General features: G+C 71.3%; 22 protein-coding genes. 8 read left to right on the top strand and 14 right to left on the bottom strand.

Annotation, left to right across the window (positions count from 1 at the left end; translation table 11 throughout):
• Positions 1–40 precede the first annotated feature (40 nt).
• Entirely contained in the window at positions 41–1,123 is a 1,083-nt protein-coding gene (locus tag HNQ01_RS17050; RefSeq protein WP_173806622.1) for an ABC transporter ATP-binding protein, read from the bottom strand.
• A gap of 754 nt (positions 1,124–1,877) precedes the next feature.
• Positions 1,878–3,182, bottom strand: a complete 1,305-nt coding sequence (gene gabT, locus HNQ01_RS17045) for a 4-aminobutyrate--2-oxoglutarate transaminase (RefSeq protein WP_173806621.1) — start codon at positions 3,180–3,182, stop codon at positions 1,878–1,880.
• A 177-nt stretch (positions 3,183–3,359) separates the two neighbouring features.
• Between gabT and HNQ01_RS17040 the strand changes: the two genes are divergently transcribed.
• Together HNQ01_RS17040 and alaS are read left to right on the top strand one after the other, a co-directional pair.
• Positions 3,360–4,814 carry an aminotransferase-like domain-containing protein gene (locus HNQ01_RS17040; protein ID WP_173806620.1) on the top strand — a complete coding sequence of 485 codons (1,455 nt, stop codon included), beginning with the start codon at positions 3,360–3,362 and terminating at the stop codon, positions 4,812–4,814.
• Between the two features lie 57 nt (positions 4,815–4,871).
• On the top strand, positions 4,872–7,598 hold the full coding sequence (gene alaS / locus HNQ01_RS17035; protein ID WP_173806619.1) for an alanine--tRNA ligase: 2,727 nt from the start codon (positions 4,872–4,874) through the stop codon (positions 7,596–7,598).
• On the opposite strand, the gene HNQ01_RS17030 is transcribed toward alaS, so the two are convergent.
• Genes HNQ01_RS17030 through HNQ01_RS17020 form a run of 3 tightly spaced genes read right to left on the bottom strand, consistent with a single transcriptional unit; the run spans position 7,571 to position 9,290 of the window.
• Positions 7,571–8,239: a cytochrome b/b6 domain-containing protein gene (locus HNQ01_RS17030; RefSeq protein WP_173806618.1), complete on the bottom strand. Its 669-nt coding sequence runs from the start codon at positions 8,237–8,239 to the stop codon at positions 7,571–7,573. The genes alaS and HNQ01_RS17030 overlap by 28 nt on opposite strands.
• Before the next feature lie 10 nt (positions 8,240–8,249).
• A complete protein-coding gene (locus HNQ01_RS17025; RefSeq protein ID WP_173806617.1) occupies positions 8,250–8,747 on the bottom strand; it encodes a diheme cytochrome c in 498 nt (165 codons plus the stop codon).
• 54 nt (positions 8,748–8,801) lie between these two features.
• On the bottom strand, positions 8,802–9,290 hold the full coding sequence (locus HNQ01_RS17020; protein WP_173806616.1) for a DUF1924 domain-containing protein: 489 nt from the start codon (positions 9,288–9,290) through the stop codon (positions 8,802–8,804).
• A gap of 116 nt (positions 9,291–9,406) precedes the next feature.
• On the opposite strand from HNQ01_RS17020, the gene HNQ01_RS17015 reads away from it, so the two are divergent.
• From HNQ01_RS17015 to HNQ01_RS17005, 3 genes are read left to right on the top strand one after another with little or no spacing between them, the layout of a single operon-like run.
• Positions 9,407–9,733 (top strand): PepSY domain-containing protein, encoded by a 327-nt coding sequence (locus tag HNQ01_RS17015; RefSeq protein ID WP_353621730.1) that lies wholly within the window; start codon positions 9,407–9,409, stop codon positions 9,731–9,733.
• Positions 9,734–9,756: 23 nt separating this feature from the next.
• On the top strand, positions 9,757–10,428 hold the full coding sequence (locus HNQ01_RS17010) for a response regulator transcription factor (RefSeq protein WP_173806614.1): 672 nt from the start codon (positions 9,757–9,759) through the stop codon (positions 10,426–10,428).
• The gene (locus HNQ01_RS17005; protein ID WP_173806613.1) at positions 10,425–11,879 is read left to right on the top strand and encodes a sensor histidine kinase; all 1,455 of its coding nucleotides are present in this window, start codon (positions 10,425–10,427) and stop codon (positions 11,877–11,879) included. Before HNQ01_RS17010 ends, HNQ01_RS17005 begins: the two co-directional genes overlap by 4 nt.
• On the opposite strand, the gene HNQ01_RS17000 is transcribed toward HNQ01_RS17005, so the two are convergent.
• The 4 genes from HNQ01_RS17000 to HNQ01_RS16985 all read right to left on the bottom strand — a co-directional run bounded on the left by HNQ01_RS17000 (position 11,858) and on the right by HNQ01_RS16985 (position 15,462).
• Positions 11,858–12,664, bottom strand: a complete 807-nt coding sequence (locus HNQ01_RS17000; RefSeq protein ID WP_173806612.1) for a peptidylprolyl isomerase — start codon at positions 12,662–12,664, stop codon at positions 11,858–11,860. The genes HNQ01_RS17005 and HNQ01_RS17000 overlap by 22 nt on opposite strands.
• 137 nt (positions 12,665–12,801) lie before the next feature.
• Positions 12,802–13,068 (bottom strand): BolA family protein, encoded by a 267-nt coding sequence (locus HNQ01_RS16995; RefSeq protein WP_173806611.1) that lies wholly within the window; start codon positions 13,066–13,068, stop codon positions 12,802–12,804.
• 86 nt (positions 13,069–13,154) lie between these two features.
• A complete protein-coding gene (locus HNQ01_RS16990) occupies positions 13,155–13,790 on the bottom strand; it encodes a septation protein A (protein ID WP_173806610.1) in 636 nt (211 codons plus the stop codon).
• Between the two features lie 145 nt (positions 13,791–13,935).
• On the bottom strand, positions 13,936–15,462 hold the full coding sequence (locus HNQ01_RS16985) for a protein adenylyltransferase SelO (RefSeq protein ID WP_173806609.1): 1,527 nt from the start codon (positions 15,460–15,462) through the stop codon (positions 13,936–13,938).
• 208 nt (positions 15,463–15,670) lie between these two features.
• Between HNQ01_RS16985 and HNQ01_RS16980 the strand changes: the two genes are divergently transcribed.
• On the top strand, positions 15,671–17,353 hold the full coding sequence (locus HNQ01_RS16980) for a 3-(methylthio)propionyl-CoA ligase (RefSeq protein ID WP_286180919.1): 1,683 nt from the start codon (positions 15,671–15,673) through the stop codon (positions 17,351–17,353).
• A 137-nt stretch (positions 17,354–17,490) separates the two neighbouring features.
• Entirely contained in the window at positions 17,491–18,324 is an 834-nt protein-coding gene (locus HNQ01_RS16975; RefSeq protein ID WP_173806608.1) for a hypothetical protein, read from the top strand.
• Between the two features lie 9 nt (positions 18,325–18,333).
• Here HNQ01_RS16975 and mdoH read toward each other — a convergent pair whose 3' ends face one another.
• Together mdoH and HNQ01_RS16965 are read right to left on the bottom strand one after the other, a co-directional pair.
• Positions 18,334–20,496: a glucans biosynthesis glucosyltransferase MdoH gene (gene mdoH, locus HNQ01_RS16970; RefSeq protein ID WP_173806607.1), complete on the bottom strand. Its 2,163-nt coding sequence runs from the start codon at positions 20,494–20,496 to the stop codon at positions 18,334–18,336.
• On the bottom strand, positions 20,493–22,007 hold the full coding sequence (locus HNQ01_RS16965) for a glucan biosynthesis protein G (protein ID WP_434801521.1): 1,515 nt from the start codon (positions 22,005–22,007) through the stop codon (positions 20,493–20,495). Before HNQ01_RS16965 ends, mdoH begins: the two co-directional genes overlap by 4 nt.
• 283 nt (positions 22,008–22,290) lie before the next feature.
• Here HNQ01_RS16965 and HNQ01_RS16960 point away from each other — a divergent pair, with 283 nt between their 5' ends.
• Complete coding sequence (locus HNQ01_RS16960) at positions 22,291–23,205, top strand: YbgC/FadM family acyl-CoA thioesterase (protein WP_173806606.1); 915 nt, start codon at positions 22,291–22,293, stop codon at positions 23,203–23,205.
• On the opposite strand, the gene HNQ01_RS16955 is transcribed toward HNQ01_RS16960, so the two are convergent.
• The 3 genes from HNQ01_RS16955 to ygfZ are packed head-to-tail and all read right to left on the bottom strand — an operon-like array spanning position 23,159 to position 25,506.
• Positions 23,159–24,196 (bottom strand): NRDE family protein, encoded by a 1,038-nt coding sequence (locus HNQ01_RS16955; protein ID WP_173806605.1) that lies wholly within the window; start codon positions 24,194–24,196, stop codon positions 23,159–23,161. The genes HNQ01_RS16960 and HNQ01_RS16955 overlap by 47 nt on opposite strands.
• The gene (locus HNQ01_RS16950) at positions 24,171–24,512 is read right to left on the bottom strand and encodes a DUF4936 family protein (RefSeq protein ID WP_173806604.1); all 342 of its coding nucleotides are present in this window, start codon (positions 24,510–24,512) and stop codon (positions 24,171–24,173) included. Before HNQ01_RS16950 ends, HNQ01_RS16955 begins: the two co-directional genes overlap by 26 nt.
• A 10-nt stretch (positions 24,513–24,522) precedes the next feature.
• Positions 24,523–25,506: a CAF17-like 4Fe-4S cluster assembly/insertion protein YgfZ gene (gene ygfZ, locus HNQ01_RS16945; protein WP_173806603.1), complete on the bottom strand. Its 984-nt coding sequence runs from the start codon at positions 25,504–25,506 to the stop codon at positions 24,523–24,525.
• Positions 25,507–25,529 lie beyond the last annotated feature (23 nt).

Raw genomic sequence — 25,529 nt, 5'->3', positions numbered from 1 at the left:
AGAGACAGGAAGGAAAGAGGGTGCGGCCGATCGGGCGTGATCAGGCGTAGACGCGCAGGAACTGCGGCGCGATGCGCAGCCACACCGGCTGGCCGGCCTGCGGCGCCTGGTCGCCCAGCGGCACCTTGACGGTGGCCTGGGCCTGGCCGGCCACCGCGCAGCGCAGGCGCAGGTGGTCGCCGAAGTAGATGACGTCGTTGATCGCGGCCTGGATGATGTTGTCGTTGGCCGCCGGCTGGGTCAGCATCGCCTCGATGCGCTCCGGGCGGACCGATGCGGTCACGCGGCTGCCGGGCTGGACCTGGTTGACGTTGACGCCGGCCAGGCGCTCGCCGGTGGGCAGCACCAGCTCGCAGCGGCCGTGGTGGTCGTCGGCACCGAGCGTGCCCTCCAGCACCGTGCTGTCGCCGACGAAGCCGGCCACGAAGCGGTTCGACGGCGTCTCGTAGAGGCGGTCGACGATGTCGATCTGCTGGATCAGGCCGTCGTTGAAGACCGCGACGCGGTCGCTCATCGTCAGCGCCTCGCCCTGGTCGTGCGTGACGTAGACGAAGGTCACGCCGAGCTGGCGGTGCAGCTCCTTCAGCTCGATCTGCATGTGCTCGCGCAGCTGCTTGTCGAGCGCGCCCAGCGGCTCGTCCATCAGCACCAGCTGCGGCTCGAACACCAGCGCGCGTGCCAGCGCCACGCGCTGCTGCTGGCCGCCGGAGAGCTGCGAGGGAAAGCGGTCGCCCTTGCCGCCGAGCTGGACCATGTCGAGCGCACGCGCCACGCGCTTGTCGATGTCGGCCTTCGGCACCTTGCGCACCGTCAGCGGATAGGCCACGTTGGCCGCCACCGTCATGTGCGGGAACAGCGCGTAGTTCTGGAACACCATGCCGAAGTTGCGCTTGTGCGGCGGCGTCTTCGTGATCGGCCGGCCGTCGAGCAGGATCTCGCCGGCGGTCGGCGACTCGAAGCCGGCCAGCATCATCAGCGTGGTCGTCTTGCCCGAACCCGACGGGCCCAGCAGCGACAGGAACTCGCCGCGGCGGATGTCCAGATCGAGGTTGCGCACCACCAGACTCAGGCCGTCATAGGTCTTCTGGACGCCTTTGAATTGAACCAGGGCAGGGTTGCTCATCGTCTTCGGGTGCTCGGGTGTGGATCGGGAAAGGCTCGACGCGGGGCGCGGCGGACAAGAAGGGGTCCGTGCTGCAGGACGCCCGGACTGTAGGAGGGGGCTTGTCGCGACAACATGCACAGACAGGGCCCGGTTCCGACGCACTGTGCAGGCGGTGCTGCCTGTACAGACTTGCCCTCTGTTCAAGAGCGGTGCGGCATGTCTGGCACTGGTGCGGTGCATGCCCCGAAAAGAGGCCCGGACACGGCGAAGCCTCATAGCAATCGTTTACGACGCGGCGGAAACGCACGAAATCCGCACCGATGCGCGCCATCAGGCCCAGGCGAGGGGCAGAAAATTTTTTCCGTCCCCCACGCCATGTTGCAGAAAGTTGACAGCGTGCCGGGGTGTCGCCGCCGCTGTGCCGGTCTGGAACAGGTCCGAGTTGCCGCCCTTTTGGATCATTTTAAATACTAACAGCTAAGCGGTTTGCAAATCGTCAAGATTCAAGCCACGCAACTCACTCAGGCATGGCTGAACCAATCCAGAGCCTTCCGGCTCCGCCGGCAGTCTTGACCAAGAAAAGCGCTTTTGCCGGCCTCGGGGTTGTCGGGCGAGGAGGAGGGCGAGAGCGAGAGGATGGATGAAACGGGGATGGGCTGTGGGGCTTCGTGGGTCCTCGCCTTCGCGAGGATGACGCGTAATCCGTCTCCGTCATGCCCATCCATTGCCGTCATGCCCGCGAAGGCGGGCACCCACGCGATCCCCTGGACCGTCAGGCCGTCGCGTCGAAGCAGTCCGACAGCACCGCCAGGCCTTCGTCGAGCACCGCATCGGAGGCGGTCAGCGGCACCAGGATGCGGATGACATTGGCGTACACGCCGCACGACAGCAGGATCAGGCCGCGGCGCAGGGCTTCCGCGACGATGCGGCGGGTGCGGTCGGCGTCCGGGCGGGCCAGGTCGCCGTCGGTGAACAGCTCGATGGCGATCATCGCGCCGGGGCCGCGGATGTCGCCGATCGCGCTGTGGCGCTCGGCGATCTGCTTCAGGCCGGCCTTCAGGCGTTCGCCCACCGCCTGGCTGCGCGCGAGCAGGCTTTCCTTCTCGAAGGTCTCGATCACCGCCAGCGCCGCGGTGCAGGCCAGCGGGTTGCCGGAGTAGGTGCCGCCAAGGCCGCCCGGGGCCGGCGCGTCCATCACCTCGGCGCGGCCGATGATCGCCGACAGCGGGAAGCCGCCGCCCAGCGACTTGGCCATCGTGATGATGTCCGGCGCCACGCCCGCCTGCTCGAACCAGCTTTCGCAGGCCAGCCAGCGGCCGGTGCGGCCGGCGCCGGTCTGCACCTCGTCGGCGATCAGCAGGATGCCGTGGCGGTCGCACAGCTCGCGCAGCGCCTTGACGAAGTCGATCGGGGCTTCATAGAAGCCGCCTTCGCCCTGCACCGGCTCCAGGATGATCGCGGCGACGCGCGAGGGCTCGACGTCGTACTTGAACAGCGCCTCGATCGAGGCCATCGCGTCGGCGGTGCTCACGCCGTGCAGCGCGCAGGGGAACTTGGCGTGGTAGACCTCGGCCGGGAAGGGACCGAAGCCGACCTTGTACGGCACGACCTTGCCGGTCAGCGCCATGCCCATCATCGTGCGACCGTGGAAGCCGCCGCCGAAGGCGATGACGGCCGAGCGCTTGGTGTAGGCGCGCGCGACCTTGACCGCGTTCTCGACCGCCTCGGCGCCGGTGGTCATGAAGAAGCTCTTCTTCGCGAAGGCGCCCGGCGCCATCGTGTTCAGGCGCTCGGCCAGCTCGACATAGGGCTCGTAGGCCAGCACCTGGAAGCAGGTGTGCGTGACGCGGTCGAGCTGGGCCTTGACCGCCTCGACCAGCGCCGGGTGGCGGTGGCCGGTGTTCAGCACCGCGATGCCGCCGGCGAAGTCGATCAGGCGACGGCCCTCGACATCCCAGACCTCGGCGTTCTCGGCCCGGTCGACGAAGACTTCGTGGGCCTGGCCCAGCCCGGCGGGCAGGGCGGCGCGGCGGCGGGCCATCAGGGCGGCGTTGGTCAGGTTCGGTTCGCGTTGCATCGGGGAGGGTCCTGGCAGAGTGAGTCGGGGTCGGGAATCGGAGGCTTCGACTCTAGGGGCGGGCCCGGGCACGGACCATGTACAGCGCGCGGGCTCGGCTTGCGCACTGTGCAGGTTCCAGCACCGGTACAGCCGTGGCGAGCGGGCGACGACACGGCGCTAGACTTGGCGGCAGCCATGTTCACCCTCCAGCCCCAGTCCTCCATTCCGCTCGTCACCCAGATCGTCGACGGCCTGCGCCGCCTGATCGACGACGGGTCCCTGCGTGCCGGCACCAAGGTGCCCTCGATCCGCCAGTTCGCCCATGCGCACGAGGTCAGCGTCTTCACCGTCGTCGAGGCCTACGACCGCCTGGTCGCGCTCGGCTACCTGGTCTCGCGGCCGCATTCGGGCTTCTTCGTGCGCAAGCGCGCGGCGGTCGAGAACCGCGAGTCCGGCCCGCCTGGCGTGCCCGGCGGCGGCTACAGCTTCGATTCGGCCTGGTATCTGCGCAAGATCTTCGAGAACCGCCACCTGTCGATGAAGGCCGGCTGCGGCTGGCTGCCGCACGAGTGGCTGTTCGAGGACGGCGTGCGGCGCAGCCTGCGCGCGCTGGCGGCCGACAGCATCGACCTGGGCGGCTACGGCGACCCCAAGGGCTTTCCGGCGCTGCGCGAGTTCATCCGCGACGCGATGGCCGAGCAGGAGATCGCCATCGCGCCCGAGCAGGTGCTGCTGACGCAGGGCTCCAGCCAGGCGCTCGACCTGGCCGCGCGCCGGCTGGTGCGCGCCGGCGACGCGGTGCTGGTCGACGATCCCGGCTACGCCAACCTGCTGTTCTCGCTGCGCTTCGCGGGGGCGAAGCTGGTGGGCGTGCCGCGCACGCCGCACGGCTACGACCTGCCCACGCTCGAGAAGCTCATCATCGAGCACCGCCCCAAGGTCTTCTTCACCCAGCCGCGCCTGCAGAGCCCGACCGGCTCGACCGCGCAGCTCGCGCACCTGCACCGGGTGCTGCAGCTGGCCGAGAAGCATGACTTCCTGGTCGTCGAGAACGACATCTATGTCGATCTGGATCCGGAGCCGCGCCCGTCGCTGGCCAGCCTGGACCAGCTTTCGCGGGTGATCTACGTCGGCAGCTACTCCAAGACCATCTCGCCCAACCTGCGGGTGGGCTATCTGGTGGCGCACCCGGACCTGATCGAGGACCTGGCGCAGCTGAAGATGATCTCGGGCCTGACCTCGTCGGAGTTCAGCGAGCGGCTGGTCTACGGCGCGCTGACCGAGGGGCGCTGGCGCAAGCACCTGAAGGCGCTGCGCGACCGCCTGGCCGAGGCTCACCAGCGGGTCGCGGGCCGGCTGGCGCGCCTGGGCTTCGAGATCTTCTCGGAGCCGAAGGCCGGCATGTTCCTGTGGGCGCGCCATCCGCAGCTGCCCGACGCCGGCGCGCTCTCCAACCAGGCCGCCGAGAGCGACATCATGCTCGGCCCCGGCCACCTGTTCACCGCCACGATGCAGTCCACCGCCTGGATCCGCTTCAACGTCGCCTTCTGCGGCGAGGAGCGCCTGTTCGACTTCCTGGCCGAGCGCATCCGCGCCGGCGGTCGTGACGGCGGCGACTCCGGCGACCGCCCCGAGGGCGAACTTCTATAATCGAAAACTTTGCTCCGCTCACCCCAGGCCACCCGGCCAGCCGTCGAAAGCCCAAGGATGAAAGCCTCCGAAATCCGTTCCACCTTCCTGAAGTTCTTCGAGTCGAAGGGCCACCAGATCGTCGCCTCCAGCCCGGTCGTGCCGGGCGACGACCCGACGCTGCTGTTCACCAACGCCGGGATGAACCAGTTCAAGGACGTGTTCCTGGGCTTCGACAAGCGTCCCTACAGCCGCGCCACCACCTCGCAGAAGTGCATCCGCGCCGGCGGCAAGCACAACGACCTCGACAACGTGGGCTACACCGCGCGCCACCACACGTTCTTCGAGATGCTGGGCAACTTCTCGTTCGGCGACTACTTCAAGCGCGACGCGATCTCGTTCGCGTGGGAGCTGCTGACCGAGCACTTCAAGCTGCCCAAGGACAAGCTCTGGGTCACCGTCTACTCCGAGGACGACGAGGCCTATGACATCTGGAACAAGGTGGTGGGCGTGCCGGCCGAGCGCATCGTGCGCATCGGCGACAACAAGGGCGGCCGCTACATGTCCGACAACTTCTGGATGATGGGCGACACCGGCCCCTGCGGCCCGTGCACCGAGATCTTCTACGACCACGGCCCGGACGTGGCCGGCGGCCCTCCGGGCAGCCCGGATGAAGACGGCGACCGCTACATCGAGATCTGGAACAACGTCTTCATGCAGTTCAACCGCACGGAAGACGGCGTGATGCACCCGCTGCCCAAGCCGTCGGTCGACACCGGCATGGGCCTGGAGCGCATCGCCGCGGTGCTGCAGCATGTGCACTCGAACTACGAGATCGACCTGTTCGTGAAGCTGCTGGCCGCGGCCAAGAACGCGGTCGACTTCGCCGCCGGCGTGACCGACGGCTTCGCCGGCTGCGACGCGGCCAGCCCGAGCCTGAAGGTCATCGCCGACCACATCCGCGCCTGCTCCTTCACCATCGCCGACGGCGTGATCCCGAGCAACGAGGGCCGCGGCTACGTGCTGCGCCGCATCGCCCGCCGCGCGATCCGCCACGGCTACAAGCTCGGCGCGCGCGCGCCGTTCTTCCACACGCTGGTGCACCCGCTGGCGGTCGAGATGGGCGACGCCTATCCGGAGCTGCGCCAGAGCGCCAACCGCATCTTCGCGGTGCTGAAGACCGAGGAGGAGCGCTTCTTCCAGACCATCGCCAACGGCATGGAGATCCTGGAGTCAGCTCTGTTCAAGATGGAGCACACGGCAGTAGGACGTTCTGCTGTGGTCGCGGAGAAACTTGAACTCATTCAGAAAGCTATCCCCGACTTTGGCAACCTTCCCAAGGTTCTGAGCGGCGACGTTGCATTTCAGCTGCACGACACCTACGGCTTCCCGGTCGACCTGACGGCCGACGTCTGCCGCGAGCGCGGCGTGACGGTCGACCAGGACGGCTTCGAGGCGGCGATGAACCGCCAGCGCGAGCAGGCGCGCGCCGCCGGCAAGTTCAAGATGGCCGCGGGCCTGGCCTATGACGGCGTGGCCACCGCCTTCCACGGCTACGAGCACCTGGTCTGCGAGACCTCGAAGGTGGTCGCGGTCTATGTCGACGGCACGCAGGTCGAGTCGGCGGGCGCCGGCGACGATGCGGTGGTCGTGCTCGACCACACCCCGTTCTATGCCGAGTCCGGCGGCCAGGTCGGCGACTCGGGCGAGCTGCGCAACGGCACGACCCGCGTCGTCGTCGACGACACGATGAAGATCCAGGCCGACGTGTTCGGCCACCAGGGCCGCGTCGTCGAGGGCACGGTGAAGGTTGGCGACGTGTTCGTGGCCAAGGTCGACGCCGAGCGCCGCGCGCGCATCGTGCGCAACCACAGCGCCACCCACCTGATGCACAAGGCGCTGCGCGAGGTGCTGGGCACGCATGTGCAGCAGAAGGGTTCGCTGGTCACGCCGGAGCGCACCCGCTTCGACTTCGCGCACAACGCGCCGGTGACCGACGCGCAGATCCGCCAGATCGAGGCGATCGTCAACGCCGAGATCCTCGGCAACGCCGGCACCGTCGCGCAGCTGATGTCGATCGACGACGCGCAGAAGACCGGCGCGATGATGCTGTTCGGCGAGAAGTACGGCGAGACGGTGCGCGTGCTGAGCATCGGCAGCACGCAGGAGCTGTGCGGCGGAACGCACGTCAAGGCGACCGGCGACATCGGCCTGTTCAAGATCGTCGCGGAATCCGGCGTGGCCGCCGGCGTGCGCCGCATCGAGGCGGTGACGGGCGAGGGCGCGCTGGCCTATCTGCAGTCGCTGGAGGCCACCGTCAACGGCGTGGCCGGCGCGCTGAAGGCCGCGCCGACCGAGGTCGAGGCCCGTGTCGGCGGCCTGCAGGAGCAGCTGCGCGCGCTGGAGAAGGAAGTCGCCGCGCTCAAGGGCAAGCTGGCTTCCAGCCAGGGTGACTCGCTGGTGGCGCAGGCGGTGGACGTGGGCGGCATGAAGGTGCTGGCCGCGCGCCTGGAAGGGGCGGATGCCGCGACGCTGCGCACGACCATGGACCAGCTGAAGAACAAGCTCAAGACCGCCGCCATCGTGCTGGCCGCGGTCGACGGCGCCAAGGTGCAGATTGCCGCCGGCGTGACCGCCGACAGCATCGGCCGCGTCAAGGCCGGCGAGCTGGTCAACTTCGTCGCCGGCCAGGTCGGCGGCAAGGGCGGCGGCAAGCCGGACATGGCCATGGCCGGCGGCACCGACCCGTCGAAGCTGACCGAGGCGCTGGCCAGCGTTCAGGGCTGGGTGGCCGCCAAGGTCTGAGTCCACTGCCAGCCCCAGAAGGCGATCACCGCGATCGCCATCACGGTCGCTGCCAGGGCGGCCGTGATCCTCTGGCGCCGGCTCAGCAGATCCGGCCCGGGGCCGGGCACCCGGCCGGTCAGCATCAGCCGGGCCAGGAAGCTGCCGCGCAGTCCGCTCAGGACCGCGATCAGGCCCAGGTGCAGCAGCACCAGCGCCAGCATCGCGTTGGCGGCCCCTTCGTGCAGCTCCTCGAGCGCTTCGCCGAGCACGCCGCCGCCCCAGTCCTGATCGGCGGCGAAGCCGCTCAGCGTCAGCGGCAGCACGGCGAGCAGCAGCAGCGCGATCGTCAGCGCCATCAGCAGGTTCTGCGCCTGACGCCAGTTCGGCCGGCCGGCGCGCAGGCCGTCGAGCCAGCCCGGCAGGCCGCCGAGCTTGCGTGCCAGCACCGACAGCCGCGCCGGTCGCGGCCCGAGCCACCCCCACAGCAGCCGGAACGCCAGCAGCCCGGCCAGCGTGTAGCCCAGCGTCACATGCACCAGCCGCCAGCGCTCGGACTCGGCGGTGAGCCAGGCGCCGGCGAAGGCCAGCGCGAACATCCAGTGGAAGGAGCGGACCGCCGCATCGGTGACATGACGGCCGGCGAGGGGAAAGGCGCTCATCGGGGAAACCTCATTTCGGGATGCGCAGTGCGTGTTCGTCGAAGCGGCCCTGCTCGGCACCGACATGGCAGGCGGCGCAGTTGGCCGGGCTGCGCACGCTGGCGCGCTTCCAGACCGACGGCGCGACCTCGTCGTGCTCGTGCACGAACCAGCTGCTGCGGGTGATGCGGTCCTCGGGCGGCGGCGTGCCGGCGCTGCGCCGGCCGGTGCCGGCGTTGGCGCTCAGCCAGCGCGTGATCAGCGCTGCCGACTCGGCGTCGAGCGAGGCATCGGTGCCGAAATGGCGCTCCAGCCCCTTCATCAGCCGCTGCCAGGATGCCGCCGGCAGCAGGCCGGGCGGGTAGGCGATGTGGCAGGAGGCGCATTCCTGCCGGTAGGCCGCCAGCATCGGCACGCGCGAGGCGCGGCCGCCATGCTCGTCATCGTCGGCCCGCGCCGCGGGCGCGCACAGCAGCGCCAGGGCCAGGGCCAGCGGCAGGCCGCCGGGAAGGGAGGGAGGCGTCTTCATCGTCGTCGATCCGAAAGGGAAACCGAAAGGGGGAGACAGGGCGTCCGGGCGTGGTCAGGGCCGAACCGGCAGCGCGACCAGGTAGGCGAGCACGTCGGCCTTTTCTTGGGGCGAGCATTCGCGGCTCAGCACGTCCTTGCAGTTGCGGCGGAACCATTTGTCGGTGCGGGCGCCGTCGGTGAAGGCGCGCGGGTTGGCCGCCGGCGCCAGCGGCGCGATCGTCTTCGCGGTGGCGGCATGGCGGCCCTCGCCGGTCGGCGGGTTGCCGTGGCAGGAGGCGCAGGACCATTCGCCGCCATGCGTTCGGGTGAAGAAGAGCCGGCCGCGCTCGGCCTGGCCGGGCGCGCCGGCCTCGGCGCTCCAGCGCTGCAGCTGCGCGGCGGCGCTGGTGTCGCCGGCCTGCGCCGCCGGGGCGAGGCCGGTCGCGGCCAGCAGCAGCGCCAGCGCGCCGGCCGGGAGCGGGGGCCGATTCCGGCGCAGGTTCGGGTGCAGGTTCCGGCGCGAGGGGCGGGGCGGAGGCAGGGAGGCGGGCGTCGTCGTCATGCGGTGCATTCTCGAAAGCCGTCGCTGTACGCGGCCTGAACCGGCCGTTCACCTGCGGTTCATGCAGCGCCGCGGACAATGCGGGCATGTTTCCGGCGTCGATCCTCCTGCGGTCCGTGGCGGCCCGCGTCCTGCCGGTGCTGGCCGCTGCGCTGCTGCTGGTCGCGCCGGCCGCGCCGGCGGGCGATCGCGACGACCATGAGCGCGCCCGCGCGGCGGTCGAGGCCGGCCAGATCCTGCCGCTGCGCGAGATCCTGGCCCGGGTCGAGCGCGAGGCGCCGGGCACGCGCGTGCTGGAGGTCGAGCTCGAGCGCCGCGGACCGCGCTGGATCTACGAGCTCAGGCTGCTGCAGCCCGGCGGCGTGATGCGCAAGCTGCGCGTCGACGCCCGCAACGGCGCGGCGCTGGCCGCCTCCGCCCCCGGCCGACACGAAGACGACTGAGAAACCGAGAAGGAGACGACACCATGCGCCTGCTGCTGGTCGAGGACGAGAAGGCACTGGCCGCCCGGCTCGAGCGGGTGCTGACCGAGGCCGGCTATGCGGTAGACCTCAGCCATGACGGCCATGACGCGCTGCACCGCGGCGAGGTCGATGATTTCGACGCGATCGTGCTCGATCTCGGACTGCCCGGTCTCGACGGGCTGACGGTGCTGCGGCGCTGGCGCGCCGCCGGGCGGCGCATGCCGGTGCTGATCCTGACGGCGCGCGACCAGTGGCACGAGAAGGTGGCCGGCATCGACGCCGGAGCCGACGACTACCTGGCCAAGCCCTTCCATGTCGAGGAGCTGCTGGCGCGGCTGCGCGCGCTGATCCGGCGCAGCGGCGGGCATGCGTCGCCGCTGCTGAGCTGCGGCCCGCTGCAGCTCGACACCGTCAGCGGCCGGGTCAGCGTCGAGGGCATGCCGGTGACGCTGACCAGCCACGAGTTCAAGGTGCTGGCCTATCTGATGCACCACCCGGGCCGCATCGTCTCGCGCGCCGAGCTCACCGAGCACATCTACGCGCAGGACTTCGATCGCGACTCCAACACCATCGAGGTCTTCATCGGCCGGCTGCGCCGCAAGATCCCGGCCGCGCTGATCGAGACGGTGCGCGGCCTGGGCTACCGGCTGGGCGAGGGCGCGCCGGCACCATGAACGCCGCGGCGGCCTCCCTGTCGCTGCGCTGGCGGCTGCTCGGGCTGACGCTGGGCGGCATCGTGGTGGCGCTGCTGCTGGCCGGCGTGGTGCTGGCCGACCTGTTCCGCCAGCAGGCCGAGCGCCAGTTCGAGGCGGCGCTGCGGGTGCAGCTCGACGGGCTGACCGCCGCCTTCGATCCGGAGGCGCCCGGCGGCCCGGCGCTGCGCCCGCCGCCGGCCGATCCGCGCTGGCAGACGCCCTATTCCGGCCTGTACTGGCAGATCGACGGCCCGGGCGAGGGCGGCACCGCGGCGCCGGTGCGGCGCCGCTCGCGCTCGCTGTGGGACGAGGCGCTGGCGGTGCCGGCCGACGTGGCGCCCGACGGCGGCGTGCATGTGCACGAGACCCGCGGTCCGGGCGGCGTGCGGCTGCGCGTCGTCGAGCGCGCGGTGCGCACCGCCGAGCGGCCGGAGCGGGTCTGGATGCTGCGGGTCGCGCAGGACACCGCCGAGCTCGATGCGGCGATCGGCGACTTCGTGCGCACGCTTGCGCTGTCGCTGGGCGTGCTGGCGGTGCTGCTGGCCGCGGCGGCGCTGGCGCAGGTGCACCTGGGGCTGGCGCCGCTGCGCCGGCTGCAGCAGGCGCTGGCCGATCTGCGCGCCGGGCGGCGTCACCGCCTCGGCGGGGACCAGGCGCTGCCGGCCGAGCTCGCGCCGCTGGTGGGCGACTTCGACGCGGTGCTCGAGCGTCACGCGCGGGTGGTCGAGCGCGCGCGCACGCAGGCGGGCAATCTGGCGCACGCGATCCGCACGCCGCTGGCGGTGCTGGCGGCGGCCGCGGCCGATCCGCGCTCGGCCGATTCGCTGGCGCCGCTGATCGAGGAGCAGGTCGCGCAGGCCCGGCGCGAGGTCGACCGGCATCTGGCGCGGGCGCGGCTGGCGGCATCCGGCGCCGGCGGCATGCCGGGCCAGCGCGCGGCGATCGCGCCGGTGGTCGCCGGCCTGGTGCGTGTCGTCGAGCGCATCCATGCGGCGCGGCACCTGGACCTCGACGACCGCTGCGCCGAGGCCGCGGCGGCCGGGCTGCAGTTCGCCGGCGAGGCGCAGGATCTTCAGGAGATGGTCGGCAACCTGCTCGACAACGCCTGCAAGTGGGCGAGGACGTCGGTGCGCACGTCGGCGCGGGTCGAGACGACCGGCGCGAGGGGCGGCGCGGCGCAGGAGCCGGTGCTGTGCATCGTCGTCGAGGACGACGGACCGGGGCTGGACGAGGACAGCTGCACCCGGGTGCTCGCGCGCGGCGTGCGCGCCGACGAGCAGGTGCCGGGCAGCGGGCTGGGCCTGTCGATCGTCGACGAGCTGGCCCGGCTGCACGGCGGCAGCGTCACGCTGGACCGCTCGCCGGAGCTGGGCGGCCTGCGCGCGACGCTGCGGCTGAGGTCAGCCGATCACTGGGCGCCGAACTTGTAGTCGGTGCGCGCCTTGTTGCGCAGGTCGTCGCGGAACTTGGCCAGCTTCTGCTGCTGCGCGCGCTGCGCCAGCTGCGGCTTGACTTCGTCGAAGGACGGAAAGGTGGCGGTGCGGGTGTCTTCCAGCAGGATGATGTGGTAGCCGAACTGGCTCTTCACCGGGGTCTCGGTGAACTTGCCCTTCTGCAGCTGCGTCATCGCCTGCGAGAACTCGGGCACGTAGTTGCCCGGCGAGGCCCAGTCGAGGTCGCCGCCGTTGGGCGCCGAGCCCGGATCCTTCGAGTTGGCCTTGGCCAGCTCGGCGAAGCTCGCGCCGCCCTTGAGCTGCGCGATCAGCGACTTGGCCAGGTCCTCGGACTCGACCAGGATGTGGCGCGCGCGGTACTCGCTGCCGCTGTTGGCCGACTTGATCTTCTCGTACTCGGCCTTGAGCTCGTCGTCGCTGACGGCGTTCTTGGCCTGGTAGTCGTTGAACAGCTCGCGGATCAGCAGGCTCTGGCGCGCGACTTCCATCTGCGACTTGTATTCCTCGCTGCGCTGCAGGCCGCGACGCTCGGCTTCCTGCACGAAGATCTCGCGCAGCACCAGCTCGTCCTTGACCTGCTGCTCCAGCTCGGGCGTGCGCTGCTGGCCGCCTTGCTTGGTGATCTGCGTCATGAACGATTCGAAGCGGGCCTTCGGCACCGCCTTGCCGTTGACGATGGCGATGTTCTGGGCCGAGGCCAGTGCCGGCAGCAGCGCCGCGGCGAGGGCGACGGCGGACACGGCAGTCGAGAGCTTCTTCATGGAATGGGGGACCTTTGTTCAGCGAACGGGAAGCTAGCGGAAGGGAGGCAGGTCCGGCCCCGGGTGGCGCGGTGATCGCGCAGCCGGCGCCGGCTGCACGCGCCCGAGGAGATCGAGCGGCCCGGCGACGACGCCGCTCAGGCTGCTTCGGCCTCGATGGCCAGGGCATGGATGCCCTGGGGGATCAGCGCGGCGAGGGCATCATACACGAGGCGATGACGGGCAATCCGGCTCGATCCGGCAAAGCGCGGGCTGCGGATCAGCACCCGGTAATGTCCGCCGGACGAGGCGCCGGCGTGGCCCGCGTGCAGGTGGCTCTCGTCGATGACCTGCAGCGATTCGGGGGCCAGCGCCTCGCGCAGCGCCTGCTCGATGGCGGCGACGGGGACTTTCGGTGCATGCATGGGGAGGGTCCTTCTCGGGTCCTTCTCGGGTCCTTCTCGGGTCCTTCTCGGGTCCTTCTCGGGTCCTTGTCGGGTCGTTGCCGGCGTCAGCGGGTCTCGTCGCTCTCGACCGGCTTGAGGTGTCGGCTCAGGTAGACGCCCTGCGCGACCATGAACACCAGCATCAGGCCCATGCCGCCGAAGGACTTGAAGGTCACCCAGGTGCTGGTGTCGTAGGTGTAGGCGATCCAGAGGTTGAGCACGCCCATCACGCTGAAGAACGCGATCCAGGCCAGGTTCAGGTTGCGCCAGGCGAAGGCGGGCAGCTCGATCTGCTCGCCCATCATCATCTTCAGCAGGTTGCGGCCCGACAGGATCGGGCTGAGCCAGAAGGCCGCGGCCATCACCCAGTACAGCACGCTGGGCTTCCACTTGATGAAGGTCTCGCTGTGGAAGTAGATGGTGGCGCCGCCCATCACCGTGACCAGCCCGAGGCTGATCCACAGCATCGTGTCGACCTTCTGGCCGCGCAGCTTCAGGTAGACCACCTGCAGCACGGTGGCCAGGATGACGACGATCGTCGCCAGCAGCACCGGCGCCTCCTTGGGGCCGACGGCGCCGCCCGAGATCATGAAGCCGAACCAGTCGGTGGCCAGCGTGGCTGCCTCGTCCGGGCGCTTCTCGGCCTGGTTGAAGGTCAGGAAGAACAGGACGATCGGCAGGAAGTCGAGCAGGATCTTCATCGGGCGGGGTACGGCGGGTCGGAGGACGGCCCGCCCGCGGGGCGGGCCACCCCGGAGTCTAACGAAGGTGGAGGACCGGATTCCCGCCTGTCCACGGGAGAGTGGCCGTGAAATCGTTCACGGTGTCGCGGGTCGACTGCGGACCTCAGGACGAGCACGACACGGCCAGCGTCTGCGCCCAGTCGGGCGGCAGCGCGGCGCAGTCGGCGTGCTCGGGCTGCTCGTCGAAGGGGCGCGACAGCACCGCGAGCAGCCGCTGCACCTCGGAGAAGTCGCCGCGCTCGGCGCGCTGGATCGCGATCTCGGCCAGGTGGTTGCGCAGCACGAAGCGCGGGTTGACCGCGTTCATGCGCTCGCGCCGCTCGGCGTCGACGCTGCCCTCGGCACGCAGCCGCGCGGCATAGCGCACCGCCCACGCATCGAAGGCGGCGATGTCGACGAAGAGATCGCGCGCGGGCTCGGGCGTGGCGGGCGCGCCGCCGTCGGCGCGCTGATCGGCCAGCCGGCGCCAGACCAGCGTGTGGTCGGCGCGGTAGCGCGCCATCTCGCGCATCAGGTCGTCGAGCAGCTCGCGGTCGCCGTCCTGGTGCGTCGTCAGGCCGAGCTTGGCGAACAGGCGCCGGCCCATCGCCGCCTGCAGCGTGTCCGGATAGGCGCCCAGCGCCTCGCCGAGCCGCTCGGCCGCCTCCTCGGGCACGCTGCCGGCCAGCGGCACCAGCGCCTGCGCCAGCGCGTGCAGGTTCCACCAGGCGATCTGCGGCTGCTGCGCGAAGGCGTAGCGGCCCTGGTGGTCGGAGTGGTTGCAGATGTGCTGCGGGTCGAAGCCGTCGAGGAAGCCGAAGGGGCCGTAGTCGATCGTCAGGCCCAGGACGGAGAGGTTGTCGGTGTTCATCACGCCGTGGCAGAAGCCCACCGACTGCCAGGCGGCGATCATCTCGGCGGTGCGCCGGGCGATCTCCGCCAGCATCGCCACCGCGGGGAATTCCGCCTCGCGGCAGGCAGGATGGTGGTGCTCGATGACGAAGTCGAGCAGCTGCTGCAGCGCGCGGTGGTCGCCGGCACGGGCGTGATGGCAGAAGTGCTCGAAATGGCCGAAGCGCAGGAAGCTCGGCGCGGTGCGCACGACGATCGCGCCGGTCTCGACCCGCTCGCGACGCACCGGCAGGGACGAGCCGATCAGCGCCAGCGCACGCGTGGTCGGGATGCCCAGAGCGTGCATCGCCTCCGAGCACAGGAACTCGCGGATCGACGAGCGCAGCACCGCGCGGCCGTCGCCCCGGCGCGAATAGGGCGTGCGGCCGCTGCCCTTGAGCTGGATCTCGCGCGGGCCGGCGGGCGTGTCGACCTCGCCGAGCAGCAGCGCGCGGCCGTCGCCGAGCTGGCCGGCCCACTGGCCGAACTGGTGGCCGCTGTAGACGGTGGCCACCGGCGCCATGCCCGGCCAGGGCGTGCCGGCCGAGAAGGCCTCGAGCGCGCCCGGCGCCTGCCACCAGTCGGCCGGCCAGCCCAGCTCGGCGGCCGCCGCGTCGCTGGTGGCGATCCAGTGCGGCGCCGGCAGCGCCTCGCCGGCCTGCGGCGTGGCGAACGGGGCCTGCAGGCGCGCATGGCGGTTGATCCATGTCAATGAAGAGGGATCGAGCTCCTGTCTTTCGCGGGCGTGGTCGGCATTCATGCGGCGCAGTGTAGGACAGGGGCCACACCGCCTGTCACCCGAGGGACATCGCGATACCCCCTCGGGAGTCCATGCTTGTGGCCGCGCCTCGGGATCGACGCCAGATGGTCATTCGGACGACATTCATGCGGGTCATGCCCCTGAAGTGGCTTCCCGGTGACGCTGTGCGAGCGCTCCCGGGCCACGACTGCACCGTGGAGAGACCGACATGAGCATGACCCAAGAAACTTCCTCGAAGACCCCCGCCGGCGCGCTGGCCGCGCGCATGATGACGATGCCGCTGATGATCTCGTCGCTGCTGGTCCATGCGGCCCGCCATTCCGGCGACACCGAGATCGTCTCCCGCCGTGTCGAGGGCGACCTGCACCGCTACACCTACAAGGATGCGGAGCTGCGCAGCCGCAAGGTCGCCCAGGCGATCGAGCGGCTGGGCTGCGGGGTGGGGGACCGGATCGGCACGCTGGCCTGGAACGGCTACCGCCACTTCGAGCTGTACTACGGCATCTCGGGCTCGCAGCGTGTCTGCCACACCATCAACCCGCGGCTCTTTCCGGAGCAGATCGCCTGGATCGTCGCCGACGCGCAGGACCAGGTGCTGTGCTTCGAGCTGACCTTCCTGCCGCTGGTCGAGAAGCTCGCGCCGCACCTGACCGGCGTGCGCCACTTCGTGCTGCTGACCGACCGCGCGCACATGCCGGCCGAGACCAAGATCCCGAACCTGCTGTGCTACGAGGAGCTGGTCGAGGCCGAGAACGGCGACTACGTCTGGCCCGAGTTCGACGAGCACACGGCCGCGTGCATCTGCTACACCTCGGGCACGACCGGCAATCCCAAGGGCGCCGTCTACAGCCACCGCTCGACCGTGCTGCATGCCTGGGCCTCGGCGCTGCCCGACGCGATGGACTGCTCGGCCTCGGACTCGATCCTGCCGGTCGTGCCGATGTTCCACGTCAACGCCTGGGGCCTGCCGTACAGCGCGCCGCTGGTCGGCGCCAAGCTGGTCTTCCCCGGCCCGCACCTGGACGGCAAGTCGCTGCACGAGCTCTTCGAGAGCGAGAAGGTGACCTTCAGCGCCGGCGTGCCGACCATCTGGCTGGGCGTCATCAACCACATGAAGCAGAAGGGCCTGCGGCTCTCGACCCTGAAGCGCACCGTCATCGGCGGCTCGGCCTGCCCGCCGGCGATGATGCGCACGCTGGAGAACGACTACGGGCTGGAGGTCATCCATGCCTGGGGCATGACCGAGCTGTCGCCGCTGGGCTCGCTGTCCAAGCTCAAGGCCAAGCACCGCGAGCTGCCGCTCGAGGAGCAGCACCGGCTGCTCGAGAAGCAGGGCCGCAGCCTCTACGGCATCGACATGGAGATCGTCGGCGCCAGCGGCGAGCCCCAGCCCTGGGACGGTCATACCACCGGCGACCTGCTGGTGCGCGGCCACTGGGTGGTCAGCGGCTACCACGGCCGCGACGAGTCGCCGCTGCAGCAGATCGGCGGCAAGGCCTGGTTCCCGACCGGCGATGTCGCCTCGATCGACGCCGACGGCTTCATGCTGATCACCGACCGCAGCAAGGACGTGATCAAGTCCGGCGGCGAGTGGATCAGCTCGATCGAGCTGGAGAACATCGCGATGGCGCATCCCGACGTGCTGGAGGCCGCCGCGATCGCCTGCCATCACCCGAAGTGGGACGAGCGCCCGCTGCTGGTGGTGGTGCGCAAGCCCGGCCGCGAGCTGAGCCGCGAGCAGGTGCTGGACTTCTACGAAGGCCGCATCGCGAAGTGGCAGATCCCCGACGACGTGGTCTTCGTCGACGAGATCCCGCACACCGCCACCGGCAAGATGCTCAAGGCCCGGCTGCGCGAGATGTTCCGCGAGCACCGGCTGCCGGGCGTCTGAGGCGGGTCGGCCGGCTGCCTTGCGGCAGATCATGGCCGCCGGGCACCCGCCGGCCATCATGAGGATGGACAGTGCGGAAGCAGCCTGTCCGATCCTGTCCAGCCGGACATCAGGGCCTTCCGCAGAGGGAGAGTCTGATGAAGAAGTCCGGTTGTCGCGCGTTTCGTCGCGTCACGGGAGCGGCAGCGCTGCTGCTCGCCGCCGCCCTGTCAGGGTGCGGTGGCGGCGGCGGGGAGGCCGCAGCGTCCCCGTCCGGCTCCGGCCACTCGATCGTCGGCCTGTGGGCGGCATGGTCCGTGGACTCGTCGCACCTGAGCGGCCAGCAGTTCTGGTTCACCTCGGGCGGGCGCTTCCTGATGATCGATCCGGTCGGCGACGATGAGGCGGCCGCTGCCGGTCGTGCCGGCTGCGGCGGCCCGGGCCTGGAATCCGGAACCTATGCCTGGGATGCGAGCTCGGGTGCGCTGCGCACCACGCTGGCGCTCGACACCAATGGTTGCGCCGGCACGGGCTCCGGGGCGACTCCGGGCTCGGGCCAGGCGACCCTCACGCTGTCCGCCGACGGACAGTCGGCCCTGGCCGACGGGCTCAGGAAACTGACACGGGTCCAGGACAGCCTGTCCGGATCGTCGCCGATCACCGGCGTCTGGGCGCTGGGCTCGCCCACGGGGACGCAGCAGTTCTGGTTCACCTCGGGGGGGCGCTTCATGATGATCGACCCCGTCGGCGACCTGGGGTCGGCCACGCACGCCAGCTGCGGCGGTGCCGGGATCGAGGCGGGCACCTATGCCTGGAACGCCACCACCGGTGTGCTGGTCACCACGCTGTCGCTCGACACGAACGGCTGCGCCGGCACGAGCGATGTCCGCAGCCTCCAGCTCACGGTGGCGGCGGACGGCAGATCGGCCACCGTGCAGATGACCGACAGCAGCGGCGCCTCGGTGCTGCCGATCTACCGCCTGTCCGAGTGAGACCGCGACTCAGCCGGCGCGATGCCTCCGGGCGGGCCGCCGGGGGCGGCTGCCGTCCTTCATCATCGCCAGGTCGAGGCGGCGCAGCTCGGCGGCCGCGCCGATCTGCGCCGACACGACCGGCGCGGGCTCGGGCATGAGCACCGGCGCGGGGGCCGGGCGCGGCAGCTCGCTGGTGGCCGGCGTGCCCAGCGCCACGGCCAGCATCGGCAGGCCCAGCGCCAGCGCCGGCAGGCGGCTCAGGCCGTAGGCGGCGCGGCGCGGCAGCGGCGTGCCCAGCGCGCCGGCGGCGTGGCGGGGCAGGGTGCGCAGCGCCGACGACAGCCGCAGGCCCTGCAGACCGGCCGAGCGGCGCAGCACCCGCGGCGGGCGCTGCTCCTGCGGCACATGCCACAGGCCGAGGCGACCGAGCCAGCGGCCCGGCGCGGCATGGCTGGTGGCCACCACCAGCGGCACCGCCAGCATCAGCGGCACCGTCAGCAGCGCCAGCCGCAGCGCCATGGCCGGTTCGGCCAGCGCCAGCACGGCGGTCAGCGCGGTGGCGCCCAGCGTCCACGGTCCCAGGCGCTGCCAGGCCTCGCGCCAGCCGACATGATGGCTCTGGCGCAGCGGCGACTTCCATTCCAGCTTCCATCCGGCCAGCGCGACCAGCACGAACAGCGTGTGCGCGACCATGCGCACCGGCGCCTGCAGCGTGGCCAGCAGCGCCTCGAGCAGCGCGCCGCCCAGCAGCGCGCGCCGGCCGCCGAAGGCCGCCGTCTCGCCGCGCTGCCAGACCGCCAGCACGCCCAGCAGGCGCGGCAGCAGCAGCATGACGCCGGTCATCAGCCACAGGCCGACGGTGCCGACCTCCGCTCCGGCGCCAGGCTGCAGCGCGCGGCCGTCGACCAGTCCGAGCACCACATAGGCCAGCCACAGCGGTGCGCTCAGGTAGGACATCGCGCCGGTGGCGAAGAGCGCGCGGTGCACCGGGCGCAGCCCCGGCTCGGCGATCAGGCGGGCGTTCTGCAGATTGCCCTGGCACCAGCGGCGGTCGCGCTGCAGCTCGTCGAGCAGGTCGCCGGGGAGCTGCTCGTAGCTGCCGTCGAGCTCGGGCACCAGCCAGACCTCGAAGCCGGCGCGGCGCATCAGCGCCGCCTCGACGAAGTCGTGCGACAGGATCTCGCCCGAGAGGCCGCCCCGTCCGGGCAGCCGCGCCAGCGCGCAGTGCTTCATGAAGGGCTCGACGCGCAGGATGGCGTTGTGGCCCCAGTAGTGCGAGTCGCCGAGCTGCCAGAACTGCAGGCCGTGCACATAGAGCCGGCCGAGCACCCGGCTGGCGTACTGCTGCGCGCGGGCGTGCAGGCTCTGGTGGCCGCAGCCCACCGGCGCGGTCTGGGCGATGCCGACCTGCGGATGCGCCTCCATCAGCTCGACCAGCCGCGTCAGGCAGCGTCCGCTCATCACGCTGTCGGCGTCGAGCACCACCATGTAGCGGAAGGCGCGGCCCCAGCGGCGGCAGAAGTCGGCGACGTTGCCGGCCTTGCGGCCGCTGCGGCGCCGGCGCCAGCGGTAGTGCACCGGCGGCAGGTCGTGCTCGCGCGCATGCGCGGCCAGGCGCTGCCAGGCCTGCTGCTCGTCGGCCAGCAGCCCCGCGTCGCGGGTGTCCGACAGCACGAAGAACTCGAAGCCCGCGCCGCGCCCGGTCAGCGCCAGCGATTCGGCGGTGGCGCGCAGGCCGGCGAAGACCGAGTCCACGTCCTCGTTGCAGATCGGCATGACGATGGCGGTGCGCGCCGCCGGGTCCGGCAGGGTGCCGGCCGGCGCCGACAGCGCCTGCGCGTCCCCCGCCAGCAGCCGGCGCCAGCCCATCAGCGCGGTCACGAAGCCGGCCGAGACCCAGGCGAACAGCAGCGCCAGCAGCGCCGAGCGCACCAGCTCGGCCGCGCTCATCTCGGCGGGCGGATGCTGCGACCACTGCAGGCCCAGCGCCAGCAGCGTGACCGCCAGCATGGCCAGGCCGAGCGCGCCGCGCCGACGCCGTGCCGCGGCCTGCCAGCGCGGTGGCGGGGCCTCGTCACGGGGCCCGTGCGTCGGCCCGGCGCGTCTGGCGCGCCAGCCCTGCCACGGCTGCGGCGTCATGTGGCCGCGCACCAGCGCCGGCATGGCGGATGCCCTGAAGTGCTTCTTCATCTTTTCTGTTCTCCCTCCGGCGGCAGCGCCAGGCTCCAGGTCTCGGTCAGCACGTCGCGGCCCTGCATCAGGTAGCCGCGCAGCTCGACCGGGCGGTCGGCCTGCAGGCGCTCGACGCGCAGCGTCATGCGCCAGCCCGGCGTCTGTCCACCGGCCTGTCCGCCCGCCTGCGGGTGCGGCTGGACCCGCACCTCGCGGATGCGGGCATTGGCCAGGGCCTCGACCTGCGGGCGCACCGGCTCGGCGCCGGCGCCGGTGCGCACCGCGTCCAGCGCCGGACCGGCGAAGTCGACATGGAACTGCAGCTCGTCGCCCTGCGCGGTGTCGTAGCCGTGACCGCGGCGGGTCTGCACCGTCCAGCCGCCCGGGCGCGCCGGCGGCTGCTCGCCGAACCAGTGCAGCGTGTAGGCCAGATCGATCGGCTGCAGCGGCGTGCCCGGCGCCGGCAGCGTCTCGGGCACCCAGTAGGCGGCGATGTTGTCGTGCGTCTCGTCGGGCGTCTGGAACTGCAGCAGCTCGACGCGGCCGGGGCCCCAGTCGCCGCGCGGCTCGACCCAGGCGCTCGGGCGGCGCTCGTAGTGCGCCTCCAAGTCCTCGTAGCTGGCGAACCGGCGGTCGCGCTGCAGCAGGCCGAAGCCGCGCAGCGCCTGCGGCCCGTCGAGCCGGAAGGAGGTGACGAAGGCGCCGGCGCGCGGGTTGTTCAGCGGCCGCCAGATCCACTCGCCGCGGCCGGTCAGGATCTGCAGGCCGTCGGAGTCATGCACTTCGGGGCGGAAGTCGCCGGGGCGCGGCTGGTTCTCGCCGGACAGGAACATGCTGGTCAGCGGCGCCAGCCCCAGCGTGGCGACGCGGCCGCGCAGGAAGAGCCGCGCCTGCACGTCCACCCGGGTCGTGCCTTCGGGGCGGCGGCCCGGCGTGATGTCGAAGCGGTAGGCGCCGGTCACGCGCGGCCCGACCAGGCGCGCATAGAGCGTCATGCGCGTCGCATCGGGCGCGGGCTTCTCGAGCCAGAAGCGGTCGAAGCGCGGAAATTCCTCGCCCTGGCCGCCGGTGGTGTCCACCGCCAGGCCGCGGGCCGACAGGCCGTACTGCTGGCCAGCCCCCAGCGCGCGGAAATAGCTCGCGCCCAGGAAGACGATCAGCTCGTCGCGGTAGTCCGGACGGTTCAGCGCGGTGTGCAGTCGAAAGCCCGCGACCTCGGCCGCCGCGCCCGGGCGCATCAGCGCCGGCAGCTTCGCGGCATTGCGGCCGTAGTCGAAGGCGGAGGCCGGCACCTGCAGCGGCTGCACCCGGCCCTGTGCGTCGATCTCCTCGATCTGCAGCGGCTGCGAGAAGCCCCGTCCGGCATGGAAGAACATCAGCTCGAAGGGCCGGTCCTGCCACAGGGCCTGCTCCGGGCGGAAACGGATGTCGCGGTAGTCGTCGTAGCTCAGGTCGAGCAGCGCGCGGTGGCGGCTGGGCGGCGCGTCGCGCCAGGGCTGCAGCGCCAGCGCGCGGGCCTGCTCGGCCACCTCGTCCAGACCGAAGGCGCGGGCTGTGCCGGTGGCGGCCAGCAGCGCCGCGGCGGCACAGAGGATACGAAGCGTTCCGATGCCCGGATGGACTCGGCGATACTCCAGGGTTGCCGTATTTTCCAGTTTGATCCTCCGTGACGTTCGGTTTTCCTTCAGTCTGGGGATCAAAAATTAAGGTTTTCCCGGATCGATTCTCCTAGCCGTTCGTGATGAGGCGCGGCTTAAGCGCGAACAAATCTGATACAAATAGTGCGGACGAACATGCCATGAAAGGGTCCCGATGACGCTGCGACGCCACTACCGCTTTTCCCACCGCCTGCGCGTGCGCTGGGCCGAGGTCGATGCACAGCGCATCGTGTTCAACGGGCATTACCTGATGTATTTCGACACGGCGGTCGGGGATTACTGGCGTGCGCTCGGTCTGCCCTATCAGGCGACGATGGATCATCTGGGCGGGGAGCTCTACATCCGCAAGACCACGCTCGACTACCACGCCAGCGCGCATTACGACGACCTGCTCGACATCCATGTGCGCTGCGAGCATGTCGGCAACACCTCGCTGCGCATCCATTGCGCCGCCTACCGCTCCGAGGTGCTGCTGGTCAGCGGCGAGCTGGTCTATGTCTTCGCCGATCCGGCGACGCAGAAGAGCAGGCCGATCCCGACGGCGCTGCGCGACGTGGTGCTCGACTACGAGGCCGGAGCGGACATGCTCGACGTGCAGGTCGGCCACTGGCCGCAGCTCGGCCTGTCGGCCCAGGAGGTGCGCCAGGAGGTGTTCGTGCGCGAGCAGGGCATCCCCAAGGACATCGAGATCGATGACGCCGACCAGGAGGCGGTGCATGCGCTGGTGCTCAACCGGCTGGGCATGCCGCTGGCGACCGGGCGCCTGATCCGCCAGTCCGCCGGCGTCTCGCGCATGGGGCGCATGGCGGTCATCGCGTCGATGCGCGGCAGCTCGGTCGGCAGCCGGGTGCTCGCTGCGCTGCTCGATGTCGCCGAGCGCCAGGGCGACCACAGCGTCGTGGTGCATGCGCAGCTGTCGGCCGCACGCTTCTACCAGCGCTTCGGCTTCGTCGAGAGCGGTCCGCACCACGAGGAGGCCGGCATCGTCCATGTGACGATGGTGCGCCGGCTCGACCCGGCGCTCAGGCCCGTGGGGTCCCCGGTGGCGCCTTCGGGCGGGCCGGCTTGATCAGGCTGCGCACCCGCGGCACGACCACCCGCGAAGCGCTCCGGTCAGCGGCGGCGTCCTCGCCGCGGCTGTCGCGCTCGTCGAGCGCGTCGTCGTGCACCGGCGAGTCGAGGCTGCCGCGGTGCGCGCGCTGGCGCGCCTCGACCAGCACCGGCTCGGTCTGGTAGCGCGGCGGCCAGTCCTTCAGCGTCGCGCGGCGCATCAGCGCCAGGCCCGGCCCGGCCGGATGGCTGCGCTCGTAGACCTGCGTGACCAGGTGGCGGCCGACCCGCTCGGTGATCAGCACCGTCGAGCAGCGGGTGCCGTAGCGGCCGTCGCCGGTGCGGATGAAGGTGGCCGAGAGCTCGCGCTCGAGCTCGAGCGGCACGCCGGTCGAGGGCAGCTGCTCGTCGGGCGCGATCTGCCGGTCGGCCAGCAGACCGAGCAGCTGCTGGGCCAGCCGGTCGGAGGCGGGCGCCGGATCCACCGAGGCCGCGGCCTCGCCCATCGCCTGCTCGACCTGGGTGCGCAGGCGCACCACCTTCGGCCAGGGCTCGTCGAGCCCGCCGTTGGACACGGCGAACAGGCCGCGCTCGAGCCGCACCGGCGAGCGCGCCTGGTTGCTCATCCACCAGCAGTCGCCGCGCGCGAAGTCGGCGGCGAGCAGGTTGAAGCCGTTGTGGCCGCGCAGCGCGCTGCGCACCCAGAAGCGGTCGGGCGGGCTCTCGGTCGTCAGCCACTCCGGCACGATCGTGCCGCGCGAGGGCGCCTGCGCATCGTGCCGGCGCGGATCGCGCACGTTCGTCAGCAGCGCCAGCCGGCCGGTCGAGCTCAGGCCCAGCCAGGTGCCGCCGGAGGACTGGTCGCGGCCGGAGAGGATCTCGGTGCCGCAGCCCGGCGGCGTCCACCAGCCCATGCGCGAGGCCGGGCGGTCGAAGAATTCGTCCCGGTTCGAGACGAGAACCAGCGGGAAGCGGCGGCTGTGGTCAATCGCGAGGAGGGCGATGCACATCGTGACAGGGCGGGACGGTCGTATCGTTGTCGGCGGTGAGGGCGGTGAAGACCTCGACGTGCCGCGGACCGGCCCGAACGGACGGCCACGGTGACAGCACCGTGAGAATATCCGTCACCAGGGCCTCGCCGAGGCCGTCAGGATGGCGGTGGATCTCCATGATGGTGAGCATTCCGTCACGGGATTGTGGCCTTTGCAGCCACCGACTGTGCAGCCCGGGGAAACGCGCGGCCAGCACGGGTACCAGTTCGTCCAGTTCGGCGGCGAAGGCGGCCGCGTCGCCTTCGCCGATGCGGTAGTAGATGTAGAGCTCCACGACCGGCGGATCAGCCCGCCGCGGCGGGCTCGGCCTCGTGCGGCAGCGCGTAGGGCAGGGGCTGCAGCGCCAGCACCGGGCCGTCGGCGGCGCCCAGGTGCAGCGTGCCCGACTGGGTGACGGCGATCTTCAGCTCGGCCAGCGCCACATGGCCGCCGCCGAACTCCGGCGCGGCCGCGGCGATCAGGCCGGCGGGCTGGCCGGCGTCGCCGCTCCAGTACACCTCCTGCCCCGGGCGCATCGCCGCCGCTCCGGCGAGCAGGAAGCCGCGGCGCTTGAGCTTGCCCAGGTACTGGCTGCGCGCGACGATCTCCTGGCCGGGATAGCAGCCCTTGCGGAAGTCGACGCCACCGACGAGCTCGTAGTTCAGCATCTGCGGCACCAGCTGGCCGGAGGTCGCCGCGACGATCTGCGCCACGCCGGTGGCCAGCTCGATGCGCTGCCACTGCGCCGCGTCGAGCGCCGGCAGCGCCGCCTGCAGCGCCTCGGCCTGCGCGACCGGGCCGATCCAGAGCCAGGCCGGAACGTCCGTGCCGTCCTGTCGCGCCGGCAGCAGCCGGATCACGATCGCGCCGTCGCGATCGGCCTTGTCCCAGGGCGCGGCCGGAGCCGCCTCGCCCAGCCAGGCCGCGGCCGCCTCGCCCGCCAGGCCGATCACCGCCAGCTCGGCGCTGGCGTCCGAGAGCTTCGCCTGGGCGCGCATCACGAACATCGACAGCCGCTTGAGCGTCGGCGCGAGCACGTCGGCGCTGGTGCTCAGCCACAGCTCGCCGGCGCCGGCGCGCGCGTAGACGAAGCTCGCCAGCATGCGCCCCTGCGGCGTGCAGTAGGCGGCCAGCCGGGCGTGCGCGGCATCGAGCCGGCTGACGTCGTTGCTGAGCTGTCCGTGCAGGAAGCTGGCCGCATCGGCGCCGCTGGCGCGGATGACGCCGCGGTCGACGAGACGGCAGGCGCCGCCGGACGGGAGGGGTGAGTGCGGGGTCGGGGTGTCCATGGGCCTCATTATGATGAGCGACC

The sequence above is a fragment of the Sphaerotilus uruguayifluvii genome (assembly GCF_013294065.1).
In the GTDB taxonomy this organism is placed as follows: Bacteria; Pseudomonadota; Gammaproteobacteria; order Burkholderiales; family Burkholderiaceae_C; genus Sphaerotilus; species Sphaerotilus uruguayifluvii.
Note: the sequence above shows the minus strand (reverse complement) of the source record. Positions and strands in the feature narration are given on the sequence as shown.

Coding starts and splice junctions, on each gene's coding strand:
- HNQ01_RS17050 (WP_173806622.1), bottom strand. CDS start 1,123: ATGAGCAACCCTGCCCTGGTTCAATTCAAAGGCGTCCAGAAGACCTAT.
- gabT (WP_173806621.1), bottom strand. CDS start 3,182: ATGCAACGCGAACCGAACCTGACCAACGCCGCCCTGATGGCCCGCCGC.
- HNQ01_RS17040 (WP_173806620.1), top strand. CDS start 3,360: ATGTTCACCCTCCAGCCCCAGTCCTCCATTCCGCTCGTCACCCAGATC.
- alaS (WP_173806619.1), top strand. CDS start 4,872: ATGAAAGCCTCCGAAATCCGTTCCACCTTCCTGAAGTTCTTCGAGTCG.
- HNQ01_RS17030 (WP_173806618.1), bottom strand. CDS start 8,239: ATGAGCGCCTTTCCCCTCGCCGGCCGTCATGTCACCGATGCGGCGGTC.
- HNQ01_RS17025 (WP_173806617.1), bottom strand. CDS start 8,747: ATGAAGACGCCTCCCTCCCTTCCCGGCGGCCTGCCGCTGGCCCTGGCC.
- HNQ01_RS17020 (WP_173806616.1), bottom strand. CDS start 9,290: ATGACGACGACGCCCGCCTCCCTGCCTCCGCCCCGCCCCTCGCGCCGG.
- HNQ01_RS17010 (WP_173806614.1), top strand. CDS start 9,757: ATGCGCCTGCTGCTGGTCGAGGACGAGAAGGCACTGGCCGCCCGGCTC.
- HNQ01_RS17005 (WP_173806613.1), top strand. CDS start 10,425: ATGAACGCCGCGGCGGCCTCCCTGTCGCTGCGCTGGCGGCTGCTCGGG.
- HNQ01_RS17000 (WP_173806612.1), bottom strand. CDS start 12,664: ATGAAGAAGCTCTCGACTGCCGTGTCCGCCGTCGCCCTCGCCGCGGCG.
- HNQ01_RS16995 (WP_173806611.1), bottom strand. CDS start 13,068: ATGCATGCACCGAAAGTCCCCGTCGCCGCCATCGAGCAGGCGCTGCGC.
- HNQ01_RS16990 (WP_173806610.1), bottom strand. CDS start 13,790: ATGAAGATCCTGCTCGACTTCCTGCCGATCGTCCTGTTCTTCCTGACC.
- HNQ01_RS16985 (WP_173806609.1), bottom strand. CDS start 15,462: ATGAATGCCGACCACGCCCGCGAAAGACAGGAGCTCGATCCCTCTTCA.
- HNQ01_RS16980 (WP_286180919.1), top strand. CDS start 15,671: ATGAGCATGACCCAAGAAACTTCCTCGAAGACCCCCGCCGGCGCGCTG.
- HNQ01_RS16975 (WP_173806608.1), top strand. CDS start 17,491: ATGAAGAAGTCCGGTTGTCGCGCGTTTCGTCGCGTCACGGGAGCGGCA.
- mdoH (WP_173806607.1), bottom strand. CDS start 20,496: ATGAAGAAGCACTTCAGGGCATCCGCCATGCCGGCGCTGGTGCGCGGC.
- HNQ01_RS16960 (WP_173806606.1), top strand. CDS start 22,291: ATGACGCTGCGACGCCACTACCGCTTTTCCCACCGCCTGCGCGTGCGC.
- HNQ01_RS16955 (WP_173806605.1), bottom strand. CDS start 24,196: ATGTGCATCGCCCTCCTCGCGATTGACCACAGCCGCCGCTTCCCGCTG.
- ygfZ (WP_173806603.1), bottom strand. CDS start 25,506: ATGGACACCCCGACCCCGCACTCACCCCTCCCGTCCGGCGGCGCCTGC.